This window comes from Algoriphagus locisalis (assembly GCF_900116615.1).
Classification (GTDB): Bacteria; Bacteroidota; Bacteroidia; order Cytophagales; family Cyclobacteriaceae; genus Algoriphagus; species Algoriphagus locisalis.
On sequence record NZ_FPBF01000001.1, the window covers coordinates 983,565 to 1,008,488 of the forward strand.

A 24,924-nucleotide genomic window follows, 5' to 3' on the forward strand; every position below is an offset into this window, starting at 1 on the left:
CTTTATTATTGATTAGGCCAATCACCCCAAATACTGCAATGGCCGCCATTGTCAGTTCCTTTGATCGCTGTTTGTACTCCTGTGTAAGAAGCATTCATTACAGCTTTGGGAGCGAACTGTATGTCTCCTTTTTTCTTAATAAATGCTTTTCCAAAGTGTCCTTGGCTCAACCCATGTCCCATCTCATGAAGTGCGATAGATTCCACATCCACCAGATCCCCATCTCCCCAGAAGAAATTATCATTGTAGTAGATTTCTCTTAATCCCACATCAAGTTTACCATCTCCATTTGTATCTACATTATCTCCATTCTCATCGACCAAAAGCAGGGTAAAAGTCACTCCTAAAATGAATTGACTTCCATCAGGTGCCAAAAAATCGAAAAAGCTAGCAGGCATCCATCCCGCATGATTGACGTCAGCTATGTAGCCTGCAACACTTGGGAAACCCAGCTGGGCTGCGACAATACCTATTGGCAATGGTAAGCCCGCTACTTTGTAAAGTCCGAAATCCGAACAGCTTACTGCATCCCATGTTGCAGCAGCACGGTCAATGGCAGCTTCCTTAGTACTAAGATCCAAATCAGTTCCTGGTCTTACCTGATCCACATAATAAGAAATATCAGCTATCCCATTTAGTTTGGCCACTGGAGAAAAATCAAATTCCAATTGCTTATTTCCCCGATCGTTGAAAATCACGGTTTGTCCTGCTTTATCACTTTCCGGTGCCGTAATGTATTCAGCGCTGACTAATTCCAGTCGATAAGGAGATTCAGAAACTCTACCATTAACCGAAATCCTATTTGCATCCATAAGATCCCAATCAAGAGACTTGTAAACTATCTCTTCATGGGGCAGATTTTGGTCCTTGACCAAGGTGTCTTCTTTCTCTTGACAGCCAAATGCTGCCATTCCAATTAAAATTGTGGCTACTAATTTCAAATTTTTCATAAAAAAGATATTTAGTGGTTAATTTTTAAAACACTTTAAAATAAAAATTCTATTTCATTTTCTCTCTCAGTTTGAAAATTGATACTGATAAAAAAATATAAAAGTTATCCACTTCTTTTCCTGTAGATTAAAATGGCCTCGACTTCGCTCGTCCACATGATTTTATGCTATTAAAATGATCACCAAAATGGAGTTATCAAGCTTGATTGTGCATAGTGGAGCTGCTTTTAATAATTATGTATATCCGCTTTGATACCAGTAAGGGGGCTAAAGCAAAATAGCACATGTTAAACTTTAGAAATGAGGCCACTTCAGCCTGTCCCGCCACTGCGGGAGTCTTCGGTCATCCCCGCAGGCTGTCGGGCAGGGGTCTTCTGACCAGGTGAGCAAGGAAATATTGGTTACTGGCATCATTCCGTCTATCCATGATTAATAATTATCTACCCTCACAATTCAAACTTTTCTCCAGTCATTTCTTCTGACACTGTCCATAGCTTAGATGCGACAAGCAAATCATGCGATTTTGATGAGGATGTAACCACTTTAGGCGGGCCTTTGAATTCGCCAAATCCTGAAGGACCGAAATATTCGCCACCTTTAACTTCTAGGTCTAACACCGCCCTAAGAGTAGGAAGTGCTCCAGACTTTGCATTTTGGCCTATGACTGATGATAGAGGACTAAATAATGATAGGGCAAATTTTGGAAGGAACTTAAATAAGTTTGTATTGGAATAGCCAGGGTGAGCGGCAAGAGCTTTTACATCGCTACTTGCATCTTCCGATCTTCTATGCAGTTCGTACGCAAAAATCAAACAAGCCAACTTACTCTGTGCATAGGCTTTCCAAGCTGAATAACTTCGCTTGGAATTCAAATCATCAAAATTTATCGACCCGCTCTTATGCGCAAGACTGCTTAGAAGTACTACCCTAGAATCTGCTGTTTTTTTAATAAGTGGGAAAAGTAGGTTTACCAATAAAAAATGGGAGAGGTAATTCACACCAAATTGGCTTTCAAAACCATCCTCAGTGGTTTGAAATGGTGGCATCATTATCCCAGCGTTTGCTATCAAAAAGTCAAGCCGGCTATACTTTCGAGAAAACTCTTTCGAAAACTCACGAACAGAGTTCAGGCTGTTTAAATCGAGCAAAATAATTTCCAAATCAGCCTTCGGTACCTTTTTCAGGATATCCTGTTTGGCCTTTTGTGCTTTATTCAAGGATCGGCAGGCCAATATAACCGTGGTTTCTTTTTGTGCCAAAGCCAATGCGGTTTCATACCCCAGTCCTATATTCCCTCCAGTGACTACAGCCACCTTGCCTTTTTGCGAAGGAATGGATTCCAACTTAAATGTTTTCATTAAAAATATGCCGGTTTATAAAAGTATGAACTTGGTCAACAGAATAGTAATTACTGATAATGAGTAATTTAGTATAAAAATTACCACAAAAATAGGTGATTTTAATATTGCTTAGAAATGCTTTTATAAACGGTGTTTGAGCATGTCCAGAAATCAAGTAACTTTTTCACAAAATATGAGCCCTTATGAAATCGAGCCTGCCTGAGGCAGACAGGCATGACTAAAAATTCACACACTAGCTTGATTATAATCACTGCGAGATTCCATCCCGTATCCTTTGTCACGGGACAGGTTATGGCCTTTAAAAATCAAATTATAAACAGATGAAAAATCTACTCTTTGTCCTTTTTATTCTTTTCATCTCCTGTAGCCCTCAAGAAGATACTAGAGACACAAAACCTGTTCGAAAGTTCGTGGAAGTTTCCGAAATAGATACTTCGATCAAGCCTGGAGATAATTTTTTCAGGTATGTTAATGGCATCTGGTACGACACGGCCAAGATCGCGGATGATCAGTCCGGTGTTGGTTCGTATTCATTTTTGAATATCCCTCAAAAGCAGCTTCTAGAGGATATTTTGGAAGAAGTCTCCGCAATTGAGCATACTGCTGGCAGCTTAGAGCAGAAAGTGGGAGATTTCTATGCTTCTGGAATGGATACTGAGACTATTGATGCGAGAGGTTTTGAGCCTATCAAACCTATCTTGGAAGATATCCACGCAATCAATGATTTACCAGCTCTGATGAATTTCGTGACAGAGGAAATCAAGTCAAACACGCAATCCCTTGTTAGTTTGGGGATTTCTCCTGATGCAGAAAATAGCAGTATCAACATTGCCCACTTTAGTCAGACTGGCTTGGGATTACCTGATAGGGATTACTATTTCAAAACAGATTCTTCCACGCTGGGAATTCAGCAAGCGTATTTAGAATATTTGGCTACACTATTTGAATTGACTGGAACCGAGGGGCCTGCTGCCAATACTGAAGCAGCAAAAGTTTATGCCATTGAGAAAAAGCTTGCTGAATCGCATAAAACGCGGATTGAGCGAAGAATTGTGAAAGAGAACTATCATAAAATGGCTGTATCTGAGCTTGATCAGATACATCCAAATATTGGTTGGTCAACTATGCTGGCTCAGCTAGAATTGAATGCAGACTCTGTAGATGTGAGACAGCCAGCCTACTACGAAGCATTGGATAAAATGCTAAAAGCAGTTCCGCTTTCGGATTGGAAGACTTATATCAAAGCACACACATTGTCCTCCTACGCAGAAGTATTGAGTAAGCCGTTTGAAGATGCTTCCTTTGCCTATGAGAAAGTGATCTCAGGACAATCAAGCCAACTGACTAGAGCGCAACAAATGGTGCAGAAAGTTGACCGTCAGTTAGGTTTTGCATTGGGTCAGCTTTACGTAAAGCGATATTTTAATGAAGATGCCAAAAAACGGGTTTTAGACCTGGTAAATAACCTTCAGAAAGCCTTTGAAAGTAGAATCAACAAGCTGGATTGGATGAGTGATAGCACGAAAACACAGGCAAAAGAAAAGCTCTATGCCATCACTAAGAAAATCGGCTATCCAGATGAGTGGAGAGAATACGATGTGACAATAGACAGAGACAAGTACTTTGAAAATGTACTAGCCTTGCGTAGGGATCAGAGCAAGTATCAATTGGATAAGTTTGGCAAAGCTCCAAACAAGATGGAGTGGGGAACTACTCCTTCTACGGTGACTGCTTATTACAATCCATCTCTTAATGAGATCGTATTTCCCGCCGGTATTTTACAGTATCCATATTTCGATTTGTATGCTGATGATGCGATCAATTACGGCGGCATAGGAATGGTAATTGGTCATGAATTAACTCACGCTTTTGATGATCAGGGAGCTCAATACGACAAAGATGGAAATGTAAAAAACTGGTGGACTGATGCTGATTATGAGAAGTTCAAAGGCAAAACCCAACAATTAATTGAGCGATACGACACCTTCACTGTACTAGATTCAGTACATGTAAAAGGTGCTATGACCATTGGTGAAAACACGGCAGACAATGGCGCTTTATACATTGCTTATGAAGCATTTAAACTAACCGAGCAAGGTCAGGATACAACCAAAATTGATGGCTTTACTCCTGATCAGCGCTTTTGCTTATCCATAGCACGGATCTGGAGAGTAAAAACCAGGGATGAGTTCCTTAGAACTTATGTAAATACTAACTCTCATTCGCCTGCAGTTTGGAGAGTGAATGGCCCGTTGATGAACTTTGATCCATTCTATACCGCGTTCAACATTCAGCCAGGAGATGCTAATTATAAGTCAGAGGAGGAGAGAATCAAGATTTGGTAGAAAAGATGGAAGATGGAAACCTGAAGACAGAAGTTGCAAATCTTCGGTCTTCAGGCTATTTCATGTGTTTATAATTTTTTTTTTAAGGTCACATGGAATCTTCGCATGAATTATAATCATCCCTCTGTGTGTCGCTTATGGTCATGCTTGATTTCATATATTTGAATCAACTTACTACCCTATAAACATGTTTGAAGGACCTGATTATCCCAAATCCATCACCGAAGAACTTTTTGAATCCTGGTTAGCCGAAGGTCGGGATAGTAAAATCAGCTATCATTTTTTACTTATTGTCTGGAATGTATATGACGAAAAGTACAATCCCGTCTATGCTGAATCCCGGGAGGAAATTGAAAATTATGAGTTATATCCGGATGCGAGAGGTTCGGAAGCCTTGATTGCTGTATATGATCTCTATTCCGAAAGCAGAATTAGTCTATGAGCTTATAGGCTATTTCTCTGAGATATACACTTTCTCTTTAATTTCTACCTTTCCAATCAACCAAATTCTAGTGGATTCGAATAAATATTTCCATTAATTAGTGGTAAGAAAACCCGAATAGTATGCTAAAGAGATTCACATCACTTGTCCTCCTTGTGATCCTTGCCACATCATGCGGCAAACAAACTGAACCTGCTCCGCAGGAGTTCAATGTAGAATTTGAAAAATTCAAACTGGACAATGGTCTAGAAGTTGTTTTTCATATCGATCGATCAGATCCGGTGGTGGCAGTTTCACTGACTGCGCATGTAGGTTCAGCTCGTGAAAAAGAGGGTAGAACTGGTTTTGCGCACCTTTTTGAGCATTTGTTATTTCTCGAATCAGAAAACCTTGGAAAAGGTGGTCTGGATAAAATGACCGCAAGAATAGGAGGGTCTGGTGCTAATGGTTCTACAAGTCGCGATAGAACAAATTACCTCCAGACTGTTCCTAATGATGCATTGGAGAAGATGATCTGGGCAGAAGCTGACAAGTTGGGTTGGTTTATCAATACGGTGACTGATCCTGTTTTAGCAAAGGAAAAGCAGGTAGTAAAAAATGAAAAGCGACAGGGCGTTGACAATCAGCCTTATGGCCATACTTCCTATGTAATTGATAAGAATTTATATCCCAATGACCACCCCTACAATTGGCAGGTGATCGGTTCTTTGGATGATCTACAAAATGCTACACTTGCGGATGTTAAGGAGTTTTTTACGCGTTGGTATGTGCCAAACAATGTCACATTGACTATCGCAGGAGATTTCGATGCTAAGCAAGCAAAAGAATGGGTAGAGAAATATTTTAACGAAATAGCAGCTGGGGAACCTATAAAACCACTTACACCAAGACCTGGTAAAGTAGCCGAAATTAAGAAGTTATATCATGAAGATAACTTCGCAAGACTACCAGAACTGACGATGACCTGGCCTACAGTGGAGCAGTTCCATCCTGATTCTTACTCGTTGGATGTGCTGACCGATTACCTTTCCAGTGGCAAAAATGCACCTTTGAATGTGTTATTGATCGATAATAAACAGCTCACTTCCAATGTCAGAATGTATAATAGAACTTCAGAGTTGGCAGGTCAGGCACAATTAGCTGTTCGCGCCTATGCTGATAAAGATTTGGATGAGGTCGCAGCAGCTATTGAAGAAGCTTTTGCCAAATTTGAATTAGAAGGCATCTCTGATAAAGATTTATCCCGCATTAAAGCAGGACAGGAAACTCGTTTTTATAATACGCTTTCCAGTGTACTAGGGAAAGGAGTTCAACTGACGGAATATAATATTTTCGCTCACGACCCTGGTTTTATCAATCAGGACATTCAAAATATGCTGGGAGTGACTACTGAAGATGTGATGCGGGTTTTCAAGCAATACATTTACAAAAAGAACTACATAGCAACCAGTTTTGTGCCTAAGGGAAATGTGATTGCTGCACTGGAAGACTCAGAAAAAGCTGAAGTAGTAGAGGAGCAAATTGTGCAAGGAGCAGAAGAAAGCTTCGATGCCTCTATTCAAGCTGAATATGAAAAAGCTCCTTCCACTTTTGACAGATCTGTAGAGCCGCCGAATGGTAAAACTCCCGAAGTGACTATTCCTGCTGTTTGGGAAGATTCCCTTGCAAATGGCTTACAAGTGTATGGCATAGAAAACCACGAAGTTCCTTTGGTACAATTCAATATGGTAATTGACGGTGGACAGTTGCTGGATGATCCAGGGAAAGTTGGAGTAGCAAATCTTCTCGCTCAGCTAATGACAAAGGGCACCAAAACCAAAACTACTGCCGAATTGGAAGATGCGATAGATCAGTTGGGAGCTTCTGTGAATGTGTATGCTACAACTGAAAGCACAACGATAGCTGTTAATACATTGAGTAGAAACTATGACGAAGTGATGACTTTGGTAAAAGAAATCATTCTTGAGCCAAGATGGGATTCTGTTGAATTTGAATTAGCCAAGCAATCTACCATCAGTCGCATCCGTCAGTTGGAAGCCAGCCCTAACAGTGTAGCTCAAAATGAGTTTAATAAGCTGATCTATGGAGAAGGAAATATACGTTCTCAGAACATCTTGGGAAGCATCAAGTCCGTGGAAGCAATCTCACTGGATGACTTGAAAAACTATTACGATAAGTATATTTCTCCTTCTGTCACTAGAATGCATGTGGTAGGTGATTTGGGTAAAGTGAATATCATTGCGTCTTTGCAAAACCTGATCACCGACTGGGAAAGTAAGGATGTGAGTATTCCTGCCTATGATGCGCCTTCCAGACCTGATACCGCTAAAGTGTATTTTTATGACATTCCGAATGCGAAACAGTCCATGTTACAGTTTGGATATCCAGCCATGACATCGAATAGCCCTGATTACTATCCTGCGGTGGTCATGAATTACATCTTGGGCGGAGGAGGTTTTGCTTCTAGACTAACTCAGGAATTGCGGGAAGGTAAGGGATATACCTACGGAATTCGCTCATCATTTGCAGGAGGAAAAGTAGCCGCACCTTTCACCATAAGTAGTGGTGTGAGAAGTAATGTGACCTATGAATCTGCACAATTAGTGAAGGATATACTTACCAACTACCCTTCCACCTATACTCCTCAGGATCTAGAAACTACGAAAAGTTTTATGATTAAGAGTAATGCCCGGGCTTTTGAAACGGCTGGAGCTAAGTTGACCATGTTGGAGAACATCAGTGAATTCGGTTGGGATCCAGACTACATGAAGGATAGGGAAAAAATAGTGAATGAGATGACTGTGGAAAGAATACAGGAATTGTCAGGAAATTACCTTGATCCAAACAAGATGATTTGGGTAGTAGTAGGAGATGCGAAAACGCAATTGCAGGGCTTGGAAAAGCTAGGTTTTGGAAAGCCAATTCTGATCAATCAAGAAAAGGTATCAATGGATGTAGATAAGTAATTAAGTAGAATGCTTAGTTTTTAGTTACTTGTTTCGGTTTTTACGTAGAATAACCAGTTTTTACTGTTTTGCAAAGATCCATTATATATTAAATCCACCAGATTTGGATTCTTGACATGAAAGTCTTTTTAATGCTATTGTTTGTAATAAACATTCATCAGGACGAGCTTAATGTTCTAACAATGTTAGTACAATCTACTATATTTGATTATGGTTAAGACACTTACAAAACTCGGTAATAGTAAAGCTTTGATTATTCCTGCAGAATTGATCAAAAAATACGGCTTGGATGAAGTGATTTTAGAGGAAAAAGCTGAAGGAATATTAATACGTTCAGCTAAAGATATATCTAGCTTTCAAAAGGCTGTAGATGATTTGCGCCTATACAAAACAGAGATTTATGAAAGAATTGAATCTCAAGCTAACGAGCCAGATACTATTGCCTACTACAAGAACTCAACAAATAACCTTTCAGATATTGATCTAGACATCGTCGAAGAATGAGGAAAGGAGAAGTATGGTTAGTTGATTTTGCTCCAAAAATTGGTCAAGAAATCGATAAAAAACGACCTGCAATAATTGTGAATCACGACAGTATGGGAGTTCTGCAATTAAAGGTAGTTGTTCCTATTACTGATGCAGGTAAAGTTCTAAAAGATTGGCATATAGAACTTTCACCTAATTCTGGAAATGGGTTATCTAAGCTTAGTGCCGCTGATTGTTTCCAAGTAAAATCCATCTCTAAGGAAAGATTCGTTAAAAAAATGGGTATCCTTTCTGAAAATGAAATGAATTTAGTAAAACTGGGATTAATGAAGGTTTTGGACTTATTGTAAGCTTTTAAGAATTTTCTGATTAGAAAGGAAAATTCGCCCGTTGAAAATTCCAACGAGCGAAAATCTCAAATTTCAAACTTCTAATATCAAATACTCGAAGCTTCCTTCACCAACTCCTCATTTTCATCAGCCAGTCCAGCTTCGATAAAGGCATCAATTTCAGCATTTCTTTCCTGACCTTGGTTCAACAAAACTCCTAAAGCGATCATCACACCGATTCGGGTTCCTACCTTTTTAGCAGCAGTATTGAATAGGGGAGACAATTCATCATAAGTTACCTCCTCAGCCAATTTAGCAATGTCTGCCTTCGCAGCAGCCAATTTATCACCAGAAAGGTTCGTGTATTTCTTAGCGATCTTTTGAATCTCATTGATTGCAGAGCGCTGACCTTGAGGCTGTCCACCACCTTGGTTTTGTGGTTTAGTTACTTGGTTACTTTGTGGTGCAGGCGCAGGGTTTTGCTTCGCCCAAGAATCACGCAAGCCAACAGTTTTATTGAATACTAATTTATCAGTGGTAGAATCTTTATCCAATGTGAAATATCCAAGCCGCTGGAACTGGAACTTATCATCTAGTGTAGCTTCCTTCAAGAAAGGCTCCAAATATGCCTCTTTGATCACTTTTAAGGAATCAGGATTTACAAATTCCATAAAGTTCTTATCCTCATGACTATCCGGAGCTTCGTCAAGGAATAGTCTGTCATACTCTCTCACTTCAGCTTTTATCGCATGCTGAATAGAAACCCAGTGAAGTGTTCCTTTCACCTTTCTGGTGCTGGCTTCAGTGCCAGACCCAGATCTTGAATCCAAGTCAGCAGTACAATGGATCTCAGTAATATTTCCTGCAGCATCTTTCTTCACTGATTCTCCTTTGATAATGTATGCACTTTTCAAACGCACTTCATTACCCAAAGTCAGTCGGAAAAACTTGTTTCCAGCTTCCTCTTTGAAGTCTTCTCTTTCTATGTACAATTCACCACTGAATGGTAAGTCATGAGTTCCTGAGTTTGGATCTTCTGTATTGTTTTCTGCGGAAAGAATCTCCGTTTTTCCCGCTGGATAGTTGGTAATCACCAATTTTACCGGATCCAAAACCCCCATAACCCGTGTAGCGGTTTTATTCAAATCTTCTCGGATACAGTATTCCAATAAAGAAACATCTGTCACCGAATCACGCTTGGATATCCCAGACAAATCGGAAAATTTGCGGATAGAATCTGGCGTATAACCTCTTCTGCGTAGGCCTGAAATGGTAGGCATCCGTGGATCATTCCAACCCGAAACAGTTTTGCTTTGCACCAACTCCAGTAGCTTACGCTTGCTCATCACTGTGTAAGAAAGGTTTCTTCTGGCAAATTCTCTTTGCTTCGGTCTAAGCAAGGCCGGGTCATAGATCTGATCCAAAAACCAATCGTATAACTCCCGATGCATTTTGAATTCCAACGTACAAAGTGAATGCGAAACCTGCTCTAAGTAATCTGACTCACCATGAGCCCAATCGTACATAGGGTAAATACACCATTCTGTCCCGGTACGGTGATGGGCCTTTCTTACAATCCTATAAAGCAGCGGATCACGCATCAGCATATTCGGAGAAGCCATATCTATTTTGGCACGAAGCACATAGCTTCCCTGCTCGAATTCACCGGCTTTCATGCGCCCGAATAAATCAAGGTTTTCTTCCACTGATCTATCGCGGAATGGACTGGCTACTCCCGGAGTTGTAGGCGTTCCTTTTTGCTCTGCCATGGCAGCAGCTGACTGCTCATCCACGTAGGCTTTACCTTCTTTGATCAATTGCACCGCCCAATCGTACATCTGCTGGAAATAGTCCGAGGAATAGCATTCCTGAGCCCATTTGAAGCCTAGCCACTGGATATCATGCTTGATGGCATCCACGTATTCCTGCTCTTCCTTACTTGGATTAGTATCGTCAAAGCGCAGATTTACTGGCGCATTATGCATCTCACCCAAACCGAAATTTAGGCAAATAGAAGCTGCGTGCCCTATATGTAAATAGCCATTTGGCTCGGGTGGAAATCTGAACCGGAGTTTTTTCGGATCAAAGCCAGCTGCCAAGTCGTCGGCAATAATTTGTTCAATAAAATTAAGTGATACGGATTCTTCAGTCATAGATCAAAATTGAAAATCAAAATTAAGGCAAATGACTTGAAATGCAATTAGAGGTGAAGTATTGAAGTGAGGATTAAAAAACTGCAAGATTTTAAGATTGGAAAATTGGCAGCTCATTTTATTTACGAAATACGAGGTACGATTTACGAGTTCATTTCCTTGATGGAAATTAATCATGCCATTGATCATTTTTCTCTCTTTTATCCCTTTACCCACAAAAAATTAATGATAGCAAATGAGGTCTCCTCCAACCTAAATGCTGTAAATCGTACTTCGTAAATCGGCAATTATTTAAACAAGATTCATTTAAGGCAGAAAAACAACTAGGTAGTTCCACGGCACACCCTTTGTCTAGTTTCCCTTAAAAATACTTTATATGGCCATAATAGGAAAGTTAGTAAAAGCAGGATTAGACATTACTTCCAAGCTGACATCAGCAGATGATACCCCGCAGCATTCGCAAGAAAAACAATTGAAAGAACTTTTAAGTCAAGCTAAAAACACAGCATTTGGAAAGTATTATGGTTTTGAAGAAATCCTGAAATCTGATGATCCAATTGACACTTTTCGAAAGGAAGTACCGATCTTCAATTATGAGCAAATGCACTCCCTGTGGTGGTCTAGACAAGAGCGATTCCCTGATATCACCTGGCCTGGCAAGCCGGACTTTTTTGCCAGAAGTAGCGGAACTACCGGTAAAAGCAGCAAAAGAATTCCAATAACTGACGATTTTCTCGCCACAATGAAATCCGTAGGTACTTCGATGATCAATTCTCTTCATGACTTCGATTTTCCAGAATCACTGTTTGAATCTGAGATATTGATGTTGAGTAGCTCGGCAAATTTGGATGAAAATGAACAAGGATTCCGAGAAGGAGAAATCTCTGGTATCAATGTGAGTAATTTCCCCGGATGGTACGATATGTTCTACAGACCGGGAAAAGAGATTGCCGCTATCTCCGACTGGGACGAGCGGGTAAATGCCATCGCAGAGCAGGCTCCTGAGTGGAATATTGGAGCGATTGCTGGCATTCCTTCTTGGGTACTTCTGATGCTTCAGCGCATAATAGAACGACATCAATTGAATGATATCCATGAGATCTGGCCAAACTTCCAGGTGTTTGCTTCGGGAGGTGTAGCTTTTGAGACGTACCGCGAAGATTTTGAAAAAGTATGCAAAAAGCCGATTACAGTGATGGATACTTATCTGGCTTCAGAAGGATTTATAGCCTATACCTGTAGGCCAGACACCATGGATATGAAACTAGCTCTCAGCCATGGTTATTACTTCGAATTTATTCCGTTTGATGAGCGAGGAGTAAGTGAGACGGGAGATTTGCTTAGCAAACCGATGGTGCTTGGAATTGAGGAAGTGGAAGTAGGACAGGAGTATGTGTTGATCCTTAGTTCCTGTGCGGGCGCTTGGCGCTATGCGATAGGAGATGTGATCCGCTTTGAATCTTTGGAACCACCACAAGTCAAGATCACCGGAAGAACCAAATTCTTCCTCAATGTGGTAGGCTCCCAGCTTTCTGAAGAAAAAATGGATAAGGCTATTTTGGAATTGGCAGAAATAAATGGGGCAACGATAAATGAATACATGGTAGCTGCGGTGAAAAATCAGGACGGTGAATACATTCACCAATGGGTTTTAGTCACTGAACTGAATACTTCTGACTTAGACTCAAAACTAGATGAATTGCTCAAGTCCGCCAATAAAAACTATGCAGTTGCCCGTTCAAAGGCATTAAAGGGAATTGATGTGAAAGTCATCAGCAAAGATCAGTACACCGCTTTTTTGGCACAAAACAATAAGAAAGGCGGGCAAACTAAAACACCTAAAGTGATGAAAGAAGAAAAAATGAAAACTTTATTGGAGTTTATATCTCAACCTTAGGCAATACCGGCACTCGCTCATCCGGGCAGAGTTCTGCACCACGGATGGACATGTAATATCTTTTGATCTGCTCCTGATAGTCTGGGGAAATAAAATCATTTTCAAGAATGTATTTTTTTGCCGCAATCACGTCAGTTCGAAAGCCATGGCGTATCGCAATACTATCCGCTTCATGTTCCCGCTCCCGCTTGAATTTATCTGAGAGTACATATCTGATTCCGTATGTGATCATCCCAAAGTTCGAGTGGTTTTCATAATCCACGATATGCCCAAGTTCATGTGCAAACCAGCCTCGTAAGACATTTTCAGGCAAATCAGCAATGAAAAGCTCCTCTGAATCCAGTACTTTTTCTGCTACATCTAACTTATACGTTCTATTTTTTCCAAATATATCACTGAGTTCAATCACAGGCTGAGCCTGCATGGTGGACGAGCTCAAATTACTTTGGATCACATCAAAACCATAAGAATGCAACTCTTTGTATTCCTCCCAAACCTCTTGAAAAGCACGACGAATGTTGGCATGAATGCCTGGGGAAAAGTTTGGGGATTTTGAAGGAACTGGAGAAGTCTGAATAGATTTGAATGTGATGGCACCTAGTATTATCAGCGCTGCAGTACCTGCTAAAATTTTATATTTCTGTTGCATTAGCGATAAAAGTGCAAAGAATATACCAAGGAAAGGAGGAATTTATGGTATCAGGCAGATGAGCAAAGTTTTTTAGCCGGAAACGCCTTCACTTAAACAAAATAACCACTGCCCCCAGTGCGGTCAAAACCAGGATCATTTTTCTGAAAAAATCCTCATTAATCATTTTCACGAGTTTGATTCCCAAAACAAAACCCAGAAGAATTCCGGGAATCAATTTCAAATCGAGTAGGAGGGTTTCGGCGGAAATAGTATTCCAGACTAAAAAATGAAAGGGTAGTTTGAACACATTAATAATCAGGAAAAGCCAAGCAGCAGTACCGATAAATTGATTTTTGGGCAGGCGCATGGCTAAAAAGTAAATATTCGATAAGGGACCGGCCAAGTTACCAACCATGGTCGTGAAACCTGCCAAGGTTCCCACTCCACTTGCAAATGCCCAGTGAGTGGGTACATTTTTCACTTTCTTCTGATCCCACCAAACGATAAAAGCTAAGATCAGAAAAATTAAAATGACCATAAAGATTTTGAAAACCTGCTCGGGAAGATCCATCCCAACCCAACTTCCGAGCAGAATACCAAAAATCATCCAAGGAAGAAATTTAGCTACATAAGACCACTGCGTATGCCTGTTGTAATAGATCACGGCCATCACATCTGCCACCACCAAAAGGGGCAATACAATCCCGGTGGACTGCCTTGCTTCGAAGGCAATCGCCATAAAAGTGACATTGATGATGGCTATTCCTTTAATACCGGCTTTGGACAATCCAATCACAAAAGTGGCTAAAAAACTGAGAATCCAAGAAGTAGTACTGATCTCTGAGACAAAGGCGAAAGGCATGGTGTGATGAAAAGGGAAGGGTTGGATTAGTAGTAAAACCCAAACTTATAAAATTCTGCAAAAGGAATTTTACCGGAATTTCAAATCCTAAAGATAGGATTCGCTAGGCTAGCTGTTTTAAGGACAATGCAAGGTCTTTAGGATTGCAAACGGCAGTCAAATTTCTTTGCTCAAATTCAAGCCGCTTAAGAAAAGGCGAGCCATGTAGGGAATTTTCACCCTTTTTGCTACTTCCATTTTTAACAGTAAAATAATGACTAAGAAGACAGGATTTCATACAAAAAGCTTTTCCTGCTATATATAAATCAATTAAATGGTTATTTTAAGAAACCTTACTTCCCAGGCTACTCAATAGCTTTGTTGAAGGCAGAAAATAACACATAGAACTAGGCGAGTAAAAAACGCTGAATACTTTTGTATCACGGCTAAAAAACATTCTATTTACTCTGCTATAATAGAAAAATGATGAGCACTGAAACGAAATATGATTGGGAGAGGCTCAATTCAATTTTTCAAGCACTTCCCTTGCCTACCCTTGTATGGCAGGCTGAAGAAGGTGATTTTGAGTTAATAGATTATAATGAGGCCGCAGTTGGCTTTTTAGGTGATAAGCTAAAGAAATGCAAATCAATCAAAGCCAGTTCATTTTATGAAAATGAGCCTAATATTCTTATTGATCTTAAGAAATCTTACAGAGAAAAAAGCTGTATAGAGAGAGTGTTAGCTTATGGAGGAGGTAACTCAGGCCAAACCAATTATATAACTATCAAGCACATTTATGTACAGCCTGATATTATTCTAGTACAGATTCAGGAGGATGACAAACCTAAAGAACCAAAAAAGGTCGTCTTAGATCAAGTCAAGCAACTTTCTGTATTTATTGAAAATAGCCCTGCTGCCACAGCCATGTTTGATACCGAGATGAGGTATGTAGCGGTGAGCAACAAATGGCTCAGTGATAATAAACTTGAGGGAAAAGACCTAGTAGGCAAAAGTCACTATGAAGTAGTACCGGATATCAGAAAAGAATGGAAAATAATCCACCAGCGTTGTCTGAATGGAAGTATTGAAAAAAAAGATGAAGATTTTTTTACACGAAATGATGGAAGTGTAGAATGGATAAAATGGGAAGTTCAGCCTTGGTACACTGAACCAGACAAAATAGGTGGGATCATCATGTTTACCGAGGATATCACCGAGCGCAAAACCAAAGAGGAGTTATTCAAAAAAATGAATGAAAAACTCAGCGCTCAAAACGAACTTTTGAGGCAAGCCAAAGAGAAATTGCAACTCAATGAATCCCGACTGGTAGAAGCTCAATATGCCGCCAAGATCGGGAGCTGGGAAACCGAGCTTTCCAACCTCAACGTGGTATGGTCCGCAGAGACATTCTCAATTTTTGAATTAGATTCTAGCGTATTTAATCCTTCTCATGAATCCTTTTTAGAATACGTTCATGAAGAAGACAAAGAAACTGTAAATAGCGCTTTTGTAAATTCATTCAATTCCAGGGCTTACCATAGCATAGAGCATCGCATCATCACTGGGAAGGGGAATTTGAAATATGTGGAAGAACGCTGGAAAGTTCATAAAAATAAGGAGGGTGAGCCTGTCCGCATCTTTGGTTCCTGTCAGGATATCACTGAGCGAAAAATGATAGAGCTTGAGCTGAGCAGTTCAAAGCGTAAGATAATTGAAAACGAATATCGTCTAAAGCTTGCAGTGGATGCTGCTCAGCTAGGAGTTTGGGACTGGAATTTTCTAAAGAATGAGGTTGTATGGAATTCTATCATGGATGAAATACATGGATTGGAAAAGAATTTCGAAGGAGACAAGTATGAAGTATGGGTAAATTCTCTTCATGCAGAAGATAAGGAAAAAGTAATAGCTAAACTGAAGAATTCCATTGATAGTCTGGAAAACCTACACAGCAGCTACAGGATAGTGAAAAGTGATGGTGAGATCGCATATATCAAGGCAGATGCAATAGTACTTAGAAACGAGCAGGGTGAACCTTACCGAATGATCGGTATCAACAAGGACATCACAGCTCAAAAAATTTCTGAAAATAAGTTGGTAGAGTACAAGCATTTTTTCCAGAATAGCAATGACTTCCTGAATATATCCAACACCGAAGGATTTTTTGAGATTGTGAATAAGCGGATGGTCAAGACGTTGGGATATTCTGAAAAAGAATTACTCGGCAAGCTCTACTATGAAGTGCTCCATCCGGATGATGTAGGCACAGTGATCAATGAAGTGGAAATGCTTTCAACCCATGGAAAAACTCAGAACTTTCAAGTAAGGCACAGCAAAAAAAATGGAGAAATCATATGGATAGAGTGGAGTGTCACCCCGGATAAGTCCAATAATAGAATCTACTCCATCGGACGTGATATTACCGAGCGGAAAAAAGTTTCTGAATTGATCAAATACCAGTTTGAAAATGCTCCCGATATCATTTTGGTGGTCAACAAAGAATTGATAGTGGAGTCAATCAACCGAGGCTTTACTCACCTGACAGAGGAGTTTATCGGAAAGTATTGTTTGGATTTTCTTCCAGAAGAGAGCAAATCTATCACAGAGCAAACCCTCAAGAAATGCTTTGAAACAGGAAAGAGGTATGAAATTGAACACACGGTAGGTTTTGGTAGATGGGTAAGATCTCGCTTTGTCCCTATGGTGATCGATGGAGAAATCAACCAAGTCATGATTTTTGGGACTGATATCACCAGTCAAAAACAAGCGGAGAAAGAACTTAAAGAAAGCGAAGAAAAATACCGGGCTATCACCGAGAACATCACCGATGCCATAATTCTTGTAGATAAGGAGTTTAATTTACTTTACCGAAGTCCGGCAAACTATAAAATTACCGGCTATACCTCGGATGACTTTTTGAATATAGATGTATCCAGTCTAGTTCATAAAGAAGACCTGACTAAAAGCCTCTTACATTTCCAGGAAGTATATAGCGTTCCAAATAGTAGCAGTAATTTCAAGGTTCGGATTCTCCATAAGCAAGGTCATTGGCTGTGGGTAGAAGGTTCTATAGTCAACCTTCTGGACAACCCTAGCATAGGGGCAATAGTGATGAGTTTCAGGGATGTTTCGGATCGAATAAAGGTAGAAGAAGAGCTAGCATTGGCTTCATTGATTGTAAATTCTTCTGAAGATGCCATTTTCAGTAAGACCAGCGACAATATTATAAATTCTTGGAACCATGGAGCTGAAAGTATATTCGGATATACGGCTGAGGAGATCATTGGGCAATCCATTTACCTCCTCATTCCTCCAGATCTTCATGAAGAAGAAAGAAGGATTTCAGATACTACCCTAAAAGCCAAGCCAATAAAATACCTTGAAACCCAGCGGATAAGAAAGGATGGGAGCATTATTGATGTTTCCCTCACCATTTCACCTATTTTAAATGAATCCAATCAAGTCATTGGCTCTTCGAAAATAATGCGTGATATCACCTCTAGAAAGAAACTAGAAAACGAACGCAATAAAGTCATCGATGACCTAGTACAAAGAAACCGCGACTTGGAACAATTCTCCTACATTGTATCCCACAATCTGAGAGCACCAGCAGCCAATATATTGGGGATCAGTAGCTTAATCCAGAGTTTGGATTTAATCTCTACAGAGAAGGAGTTAGTATCAGGATTAGCACAATCAGCAGTGGGCTTGGATATTGTGATCAAGGATTTGAATTATATTCTACAAAAGAAACGAGAAGTCAACGAAAAGAAAGTTTGCGTTAAATTCTCAGAGATAATCAGCGGAATCAAAGCAAGTATAGCTAGTTGGATAGAGCAGGAAAATGTCACTTTAATCAGTGATTTTTCACCACTGGAAGAAATGGTCACAATTAAAAGCTATGTGTTTAGTATTTTTTACAATCTGATCACAAATAGCATCAAATATAGACATCCAGAAAGAGACCCTGTGATCGAAATCAAAAGTCATATTCAGAAAAATGGCTTTAAAATCGTATTCATAGACAATGGATTAGGGATAGATTTGGAGAAAAAAAGTGACCAGGTGTTTGGGTTATACAAGCGGTTCCACTTTCATACCGAGGGCAAGGGCATGGGCTTGTATATGGTCAAAAACCAACTAGAAGCTTTAGGGGGTAAAATATCCATTCAGAGTAAGGTGAATGTAGGGACAGAAGTAACAATAGAATTTGAAAATTAACAGAGAAAAAACCATGCATAACACACTGTCCTTCATACTGATAGACAATGACCATGTAAACAATTTGATCAACAAAAAAATGATCAGCGTGGCATTTCCAGATTCTGAGGTGTATATATTCTTAAATCCCATTGAGGGGTTCGATTTTGTTATTGAATATATGAGCAGCCAGTCACTGGCAAAAACAATTCTTTTTTTGGATATCAACATGCCGGAAATGTCAGGTTGGGATTTTATGAAGAAATTGGAAGAGAACGAATCAATCAATTTTGATCTTCTGAAAATTTATATGTTATCTTCCTCAGTAGAACCTTTGGACCTGCAAAGATCCAGGCTCAACAAGAATATTGTTGGCTTTTTGGAAAAACCATTGACAATTAAGTTTTTGAAATCACTGAATGAAAAAAAGTAAGTAGTTTCTGGTTAAATTATATAGCCATAATTTTTAATTAATGACCAGCATTTGACAGAGTAATAATATGTCCGATAGTTCTATTTTTCATTTTATGGATACAAAGCCATCAGAGCAATTGGATAAATTGACTCGGCTAGCTGTCAAAATTTGTAAAGCTGATATTGGCTATATTTCCTTTTTTGATAATGACCGGCAGTGGTTAAAATCGAATATCGGGATGGAAACATCAGAATTTCAGCTTTCCGAATCTATTTGCCATTATTTGGTGAAAAATAACCTTACGCACCTCACTATTCCTGACTTAAGTCAAGACGATACTTTTAAGGAGCATTATGCATTCAAGGAAAATGGGATTAGGTTTTATGCCGGGTTTCCTCTACTAAGCAACAGTAATCAAATTATAGGAAGTTTTTGTGTCTTAGGCTATTCTCCGCAGACCCTGGATGAGCTTCAATTGGAATTTCTGCAGGCAATGGCAGAGCAAACCATGGTTTTAGTAGAATCTCAAAGGCTCAGTCACCAACTCGCCATCGCTACGGAAAGGCAGGAAAAGCAGGTAGGGGACAGCTCACAAGCTGCCAATTATTACAACTCCATTGCAAATAATTCCACATTTTATATTTGTAAAACAGATCTCAAAGGGAAGCTGATTTATTGCAATGATTTTTATTCCAGAGAGTTGAATGTCGATATCACAACTCATCCGGAAACCCATATTTTTAATTCTATCACACTTGAGTACCTAAAAGCAGCCACCGAGGCATTTCAAGCTGTAGCATCTGGATCAGAATCAAAACTTCGAGTCTTACTGAAAGAAACTGCAAAAGACCAAAATATAGTCACCAACCTCTGGGATTTCATCGCGGTGAAAAATCCAGCTAATGAGATTGTTGAGATTTTATGTTTGGGTTATGATATTACAGAGCTCGAGGAAAACCGAGCCCAGATCCAGTTGCTTGCAGATTATACTGCATTTCAAAATAAGAAAATCCTAGAGTACAATACCTTCGTATCTCATGACATCCGCTCTCACGTGGCCAATGCAAACGGTATTCTGAGTCTCTTGGATATCATTACTGATGAGAATGAATACCGGCAATATTTTAAGCTTCTGAAGAAGGAAATCAAGGAAACAGATATCACCATAGTAGCCATGGACCGGATGACCTCCGCAAATGTGGACTTTGAGGAAAGTAAAGAGCCTGTTTCACTTTATCATTTGATAGAATACGTATTTGATCTCGTGGTGAGAACCAAGCCTGATTTGGTCTTTTCTTATGTAAATAAAATTCCTGAAAACTTAATTTTATTTTCAGTCAGAGAATACTTGGAAAATGTTTTCTTAAACGTGATTTCTAATTCCCTAAAGTTTACTTCTAACGAACGGGAAATGAAAATAATAGTGAATGCCCTTCAGATTTCCAATACAATTCTTCAAATTACAGTACGGGATAATGGCAAAGGCATTGACCTGGCTAAGTATGGAGATAGTTTGTTTAAGATACAAAGTCCTCTAAATGACATCAAGGAAGCAAAAGGTATAGGTCTCTATTTGGCAAAAAAACAGATAGAAGCTCTTGGTGGTAGAGTAGATATCGAAAGCGAGCATGAAAAGGGCACTATAGTATCTTTAGAGTTACTGAACTATGAAAATTAAAGTATTACTAATAGACGATGATCAAGTATCGCTGCTGATTACCAAAAAATACTTAGTGGGTCAGGGAATCCATGATCTTGTAGATGACCTCACACTGTTCACCAAGGCAGAAGAAGCATTAAACCTTCTGATCGAAGCAAAAAACACTCAGGAACAAGCTATTTTCTGGATACTATTGGATGTAAATATGCCCGGCATGAACGGTTGGGATTTTTTGGATGAAATGGGACGTAACGAACTCAACCACTTGGTAAAAATTGTGATGCTTACTTCATCGATTAGTGAAGTTGACCGAGACAAAGCAAAATCCTATTCATCAGTCTTCGGGTATTTCACTAAACCAATGTCCCAGGAGAAGTGCGAAAAATTTAATGCGTTAGTACAGGAAAAGGATATCTAGAATTTGTTGGTTTCAAAACGAAAAAACGCACTAAAGTAAGCTGATAAATTTCGTTCATGGCCATTTCAAAATATTTTCTATTCTTGTTTTTAAGATAAAAGTATTTGACAAAAATAGAAAAAGCCCTATTACAGGGCTTTTAGTTTAATTTCGAATTAGGAAATGATTACATCGCAGGTGGCAAAATCACAGCATCGATCACGTGTACCACTCCATTAGAAGCTTCCACGTCAGCCATTACCACATTTGCTCCATTCACTTTTGCACCGTCAGCGGTAGTGATGGTTACTTCTTCACCATTTACAGTTGCAGCTTTCATGCCATCTGTTAAATCTGTAGAGATAACTTTACCAGGTACCACGTGGTAAGTCAAAATAGCAATTAATTTATCCTTATTTTCTGGCTTCAATAATTCCTCTAGGGTGCCTTCTGGTAAGGCTGCAAAAGCATCATCAGTAGGGGCAAAGACGGTAAAAGGACCTGCGCCTTGAAGAGTACTCACAAGATCAGCGGCTTTGAGCGCAGCTACTAGCGTTGACAAAGATTCAGTTTCAAGCGCTAAAGTCACAATGTCTTTCGGCTGCTCTTCTACAACTTCCTCAACTTCAACGACCTCCATCGTTTCTTCTTCGTTCGTTGTTTTTTCGCCACTACAGGCCACTGTAAATAATAGCGCTACTGCGAATAGATAATTCAAAGTTTTCATAGTTAATGGTTTTAGTTTAATAGCATAACCAGCTGAGCGTGTCCTTGTTCAGATATTCAGCGATTTAATTGCTATCCATCAAGTTAATCTGACAGGTGGTAAATAGGGCGAGCTGTGCGGATAAAAGCGGTGAATAAAGATCCTGCTGCTCCAAAATTATGAACCAGGAGATGTCAAATTAAACTTATAAAACTCAGTTTATTTTGGTCATCTTACTTTTGGTATTCTATTGTAAGGATTTTCCATACAAAATCACCCAATTTGGTTTTTACTATCACCTCATCTCCAACGGCTTTACCGAGAAGTGATTTGGCCATAGGGGAGTCCATGGAGATGTAATCCTTATTACCGATTAGTTCTTCGTAACCCACAATACGAAAACGGTTTTGAAGACCTTTCTTTTCGTTTTTAATTTCTACCCAAGCACCAAAATTCACTTTCCCTTCTTGGTTGGGGTGGTAATCAATCACCTTAAAATCATCGATACACTTCCGCAAATAGCGTAGGCGATTATCAATTTCCCGAAGACGTTTTTTGTTGTAATGGTAATCGGCATTTTCTGAACGATCTCCCAAACTTGCCGCCCAAGCGACCTTAGCGGTAACATCTGGACGTTCCACTCGCCACAACTGATCATGTTCTTCCTTTAACTTTTGCAAGCCTTCAGAAGTAATCAGTTGTGAACGATCGAGTTTGGGTAGCGTTGATTCCGGAATTTTTCTTCTCACGAGCAAATCTTTATTTGAAAACGTTCCAAAGATAATATAATGGCGATAGTTTATCTTTTTGCAATTAGAGTCCGACAGTACAGCTCGGCGGTAATAAACCACAATTTGTTACATAATTTATATTATGTTAAATAAAAAGTTTGAACACTTAACATTTTCTATATTCTTGGTATTGTATCTCCAACTTCTGGTTCTCCACTACTACCCCTATACCAAACCCGGGAATTGTATCTATGTAAGCACAGCTTAACTCACCATCAGGTTTGGGGGGACCTGATAGCCTGGGGGGTTAAACTTTCTGCTTCCATAGAAGCTGAGATCAAAAAACGTATGGGTATTTCATAAATTCAGAAAATTCACAATTTCTCCAACTCATGAAGCGTATCACTGCAAAATGATTTGAAAAGTTTTAGCTTTGGAACTACATGAAAATCAGTTTAAACACTTTTGGGCTGTACCTAGGCCCTGTAGCTTTTATTACCGTTAATTTTTTGGTGGAGTTTTCCGGGCTAAATCCTGCTGCGCAATCCATGCTTGCTCTGGCAGCTTGGATGGCTATCTGGTGGATTACCGAAGCGATCCCCATTGCTGCAACAGCTATTCTACCTTTGATTCTGATGCCACTCCTAGGAATTCTTCCTATTGGGGATGTCTCTGCAAACTACATGCATCCTACCGTGCTTCTTTACATGGGCGGATTTCTATTAGCCACTGGAATAGAGAAATGGAATCTGCACCGTAGAATCGCACTGAATATTATAAATCTGTTAGGAACTGATCTGCGAAGGATTGTTTTAGGATTTATTCTCGCTACAGGGATTTTATCGATGTGGATATCAAATTCCGCCACATCCCTCATGATGCTTCCGATTGGTCTCGCAGTAGTCAGCCAGTTCAAGGCTCAGTTGGGTGAATCAAATAGCAGCATAGCAGATCGTTTGGGCAAGAATATCATGCTTGGAATTGCGTACAGTGCTTCCATCGGCGGTGTGGCCACGCTTATCGGGACACCCACAAATGCGATAATGGTTGCTGTAATCGAAGAATTATACAACTACACCATAGGCTTCAATGAATGGTTTATGTTTGGACTGCCCTTGGCTAGTGTGATGCTGATTATCTGCTGGTACTACTTGGTTTCCACTGCCAACCCCCTTCCGAAGAAATTTCGATTGGCAGATGAAAAAAGCATAATCGGAAAACAGCTAAGTGATTTAGGAAGAACTTCGTATGAAGAATGGAATGTGCTGATTGTATTTGGATTGGTTTGTATAGCTTGGATACTACGTGAAAGTGTTTTGCAACAACTCATCCCACTCTTGAATGACACCATTATTGTTTTGATCGGAGTAGTGCTTTTGTTTGTACTTCCCTCCTCTTCTGGCAAAGATCAGATTTTGGACTGGAAAACAGCTGAGCGCATTCCCTGGGGAATTTTGATTCTTTTTGGAGGTGGATTGGCTTTGGCAGAGGGATTTCAAAGTACAGGACTAGCGGAATGGATCGGACAAAAGTTTACTTTGCTCGAAGGAATAAGCTTTTTCTTATTGCTTTTGATTATCATCGCCTCTGTCAATTTCCTAACAGAGGTAACTTCCAATGTCGCCACAGCTTCTATGCTGTTGCCAATTCTGGCTTCAGTCGCTCTAAAACTTGATTTGCATCCATTTGGGCTTATGATTGGTGCTACTTTGGCAGCCAGCTGTGCTTTTATGCTTCCAGTAGCCACTCCACCCAATGCGGTGGTATTTGGATCGGGCTATCTCAAAATGAAGGACATGGTCAGCGCTGGGTTTTGGCTAAATGTCATTTCAATTCTATTGGTGACTTTGATGGTTTATTTTGTGCTTCCACTGATGTGGGGGATTGATTTATTGAGCAATCCTTTTTAGCAAAGACTTACTTCGATATTCATCATCATAGATTCTCAAATCATTATTGGCTCATTTTCGATTTACGAAGTACGATTTACGGCATTTTCGAATCTTTGTAAATTCTTTGTTCCGCTAAGCGCCACTTTATTCATTATCTGGGGCTCGTTATTGCGATGAGAAATTAATGACCAAAGGGAATTGATTTGGACGTGGCAATCTTTCTTTAAGTATAAATGCTTATGTGAGAAAACAGAAAATCCCAAAATTATAAAAGCACACCAACTTTGCTACGATCTCGTAAATCGTCATTCGTATTTCTTAAATAGCAAATTCCGTCCCTATATATACTTATTTCATCACAATCTTTTGTACACAAAGTCATGCACCAGTATTCTTGTCCTATCAATTAGGCAGAGAATTAATGAACACCAAGAAAGTCTTTTATTTGCTAATCCTTTTAGCCCTTATTTACAATTTGGTGCTGATGTTTTCTGGGGATCCCGAAAACATAAACCAGGAAAC

Annotated in this window: 18 protein-coding genes; 11 read left to right on the forward strand and 7 right to left on the reverse strand. The window is 39.7% G+C overall.

Going from position 1 to position 24,924, the window contains the following annotated elements; genetic code table 11:
• Positions 1-5 precede the first annotated feature (5 nt).
• Both BM386_RS04300 and BM386_RS04305 read right to left on the reverse strand, forming a co-directional pair.
• On the reverse strand, positions 6-950 hold the full coding sequence (locus tag BM386_RS04300) for a hypothetical protein (protein ID WP_091691801.1): 945 nt from the start codon (positions 948-950) through the stop codon (positions 6-8).
• 446 nt (positions 951-1,396) lie between these two features.
• Positions 1,397-2,308, reverse strand: a complete 912-nt coding sequence (locus tag BM386_RS04305) for an oxidoreductase (RefSeq protein ID WP_091691802.1) — start codon at positions 2,306-2,308, stop codon at positions 1,397-1,399.
• Positions 2,309-2,631: 323 nt separating this feature from the next.
• On the opposite strand from BM386_RS04305, the gene BM386_RS04310 reads away from it, so the two are divergent.
• The 5 genes from BM386_RS04310 to BM386_RS04330 all read left to right on the forward strand — a co-directional run bounded on the left by BM386_RS04310 (position 2,632) and on the right by BM386_RS04330 (position 8,900).
• Positions 2,632-4,656, forward strand: coding sequence for a M13 family metallopeptidase (locus BM386_RS04310; RefSeq protein ID WP_091691803.1), 2,025 nt, complete (start codon positions 2,632-2,634; stop codon positions 4,654-4,656).
• Between the two features lie 187 nt (positions 4,657-4,843).
• Positions 4,844-5,098 (forward strand): hypothetical protein, encoded by a 255-nt coding sequence (locus BM386_RS04315; RefSeq protein WP_091691804.1) that lies wholly within the window; start codon positions 4,844-4,846, stop codon positions 5,096-5,098.
• Between the two features lie 122 nt (positions 5,099-5,220).
• On the forward strand, positions 5,221-8,064 hold the full coding sequence (locus BM386_RS04320) for a M16 family metallopeptidase (RefSeq protein ID WP_091691805.1): 2,844 nt from the start codon (positions 5,221-5,223) through the stop codon (positions 8,062-8,064).
• A gap of 210 nt (positions 8,065-8,274) precedes the next feature.
• Entirely contained in the window at positions 8,275-8,568 is a 294-nt protein-coding gene (locus BM386_RS04325; RefSeq protein WP_091691806.1) for an AbrB/MazE/SpoVT family DNA-binding domain-containing protein, read from the forward strand.
• Positions 8,565-8,900: a type II toxin-antitoxin system PemK/MazF family toxin gene (locus tag BM386_RS04330; RefSeq protein WP_091691807.1), complete on the forward strand. Its 336-nt coding sequence runs from the start codon at positions 8,565-8,567 to the stop codon at positions 8,898-8,900. Before BM386_RS04325 ends, BM386_RS04330 begins: the two co-directional genes overlap by 4 nt.
• Before the next feature lie 86 nt (positions 8,901-8,986).
• Here the strand turns inward: BM386_RS04330 and BM386_RS04335 are convergent, their stop codons facing one another.
• Positions 8,987-11,032 (reverse strand): glutamine--tRNA ligase/YqeY domain fusion protein, encoded by a 2,046-nt coding sequence (locus tag BM386_RS04335; protein WP_091691808.1) that lies wholly within the window; start codon positions 11,030-11,032, stop codon positions 8,987-8,989.
• A gap of 376 nt (positions 11,033-11,408) precedes the next feature.
• On the opposite strand from BM386_RS04335, the gene BM386_RS04345 reads away from it, so the two are divergent.
• Positions 11,409-12,929: a GH3 family acyl-acid amido synthetase gene (locus BM386_RS04345; RefSeq protein WP_091691810.1), complete on the forward strand. Its 1,521-nt coding sequence runs from the start codon at positions 11,409-11,411 to the stop codon at positions 12,927-12,929.
• Here the strand turns inward: BM386_RS04345 and BM386_RS04350 are convergent.
• On the reverse strand, positions 12,913-13,578 hold the full coding sequence (locus BM386_RS04350; protein ID WP_091691811.1) for a M48 family metalloprotease: 666 nt from the start codon (positions 13,576-13,578) through the stop codon (positions 12,913-12,915). The two genes, BM386_RS04345 and BM386_RS04350, sit on opposite strands and share 17 nt — an antisense overlap.
• An 88-nt stretch (positions 13,579-13,666) precedes the next feature.
• The gene (locus BM386_RS04355) at positions 13,667-14,422 is read right to left on the reverse strand and encodes a sulfite exporter TauE/SafE family protein (protein ID WP_091691812.1); all 756 of its coding nucleotides are present in this window, start codon (positions 14,420-14,422) and stop codon (positions 13,667-13,669) included.
• Positions 14,423-14,887: 465 nt separating this feature from the next.
• Between BM386_RS04355 and BM386_RS04360 the strand changes: the two genes are divergently transcribed.
• From BM386_RS04360 to BM386_RS04375, 4 genes are all read left to right on the forward strand, one after another.
• Positions 14,888-18,622: a PAS domain S-box protein gene (locus tag BM386_RS04360; protein WP_170857031.1), complete on the forward strand. Its 3,735-nt coding sequence runs from the start codon at positions 14,888-14,890 to the stop codon at positions 18,620-18,622.
• Positions 18,623-18,635: 13 nt separating this feature from the next.
• Complete coding sequence (locus BM386_RS04365; RefSeq protein ID WP_091691814.1) at positions 18,636-19,034, forward strand: response regulator; 399 nt, start codon at positions 18,636-18,638, stop codon at positions 19,032-19,034.
• Between the two features lie 94 nt (positions 19,035-19,128).
• Positions 19,129-20,694 (forward strand): GAF domain-containing sensor histidine kinase, encoded by a 1,566-nt coding sequence (locus tag BM386_RS04370; RefSeq protein WP_170857032.1) that lies wholly within the window; start codon positions 19,129-19,131, stop codon positions 20,692-20,694.
• On the forward strand, positions 20,684-21,094 hold the full coding sequence (locus BM386_RS04375; protein WP_091691816.1) for a response regulator: 411 nt from the start codon (positions 20,684-20,686) through the stop codon (positions 21,092-21,094). The genes BM386_RS04370 and BM386_RS04375 overlap by 11 nt, the downstream gene beginning before the upstream one ends.
• A 166-nt stretch (positions 21,095-21,260) precedes the next feature.
• On the opposite strand, the gene BM386_RS04380 is transcribed toward BM386_RS04375, so the two are convergent.
• Positions 21,261-21,800, reverse strand: a complete 540-nt coding sequence (locus BM386_RS04380; RefSeq protein WP_091691817.1) for a fasciclin domain-containing protein — start codon at positions 21,798-21,800, stop codon at positions 21,261-21,263.
• A gap of 212 nt (positions 21,801-22,012) precedes the next feature.
• Positions 22,013-22,528, reverse strand: coding sequence for a transcription elongation factor GreB (gene greB, locus BM386_RS04385; protein ID WP_091691818.1), 516 nt, complete (start codon positions 22,526-22,528; stop codon positions 22,013-22,015).
• A gap of 425 nt (positions 22,529-22,953) precedes the next feature.
• Between greB and BM386_RS04390 the strand changes: the two genes are divergently transcribed.
• Positions 22,954-24,420: an SLC13 family permease gene (locus BM386_RS04390; protein WP_091691819.1), complete on the forward strand. Its 1,467-nt coding sequence runs from the start codon at positions 22,954-22,956 to the stop codon at positions 24,418-24,420.
• Positions 24,421-24,924 lie beyond the last annotated feature (504 nt).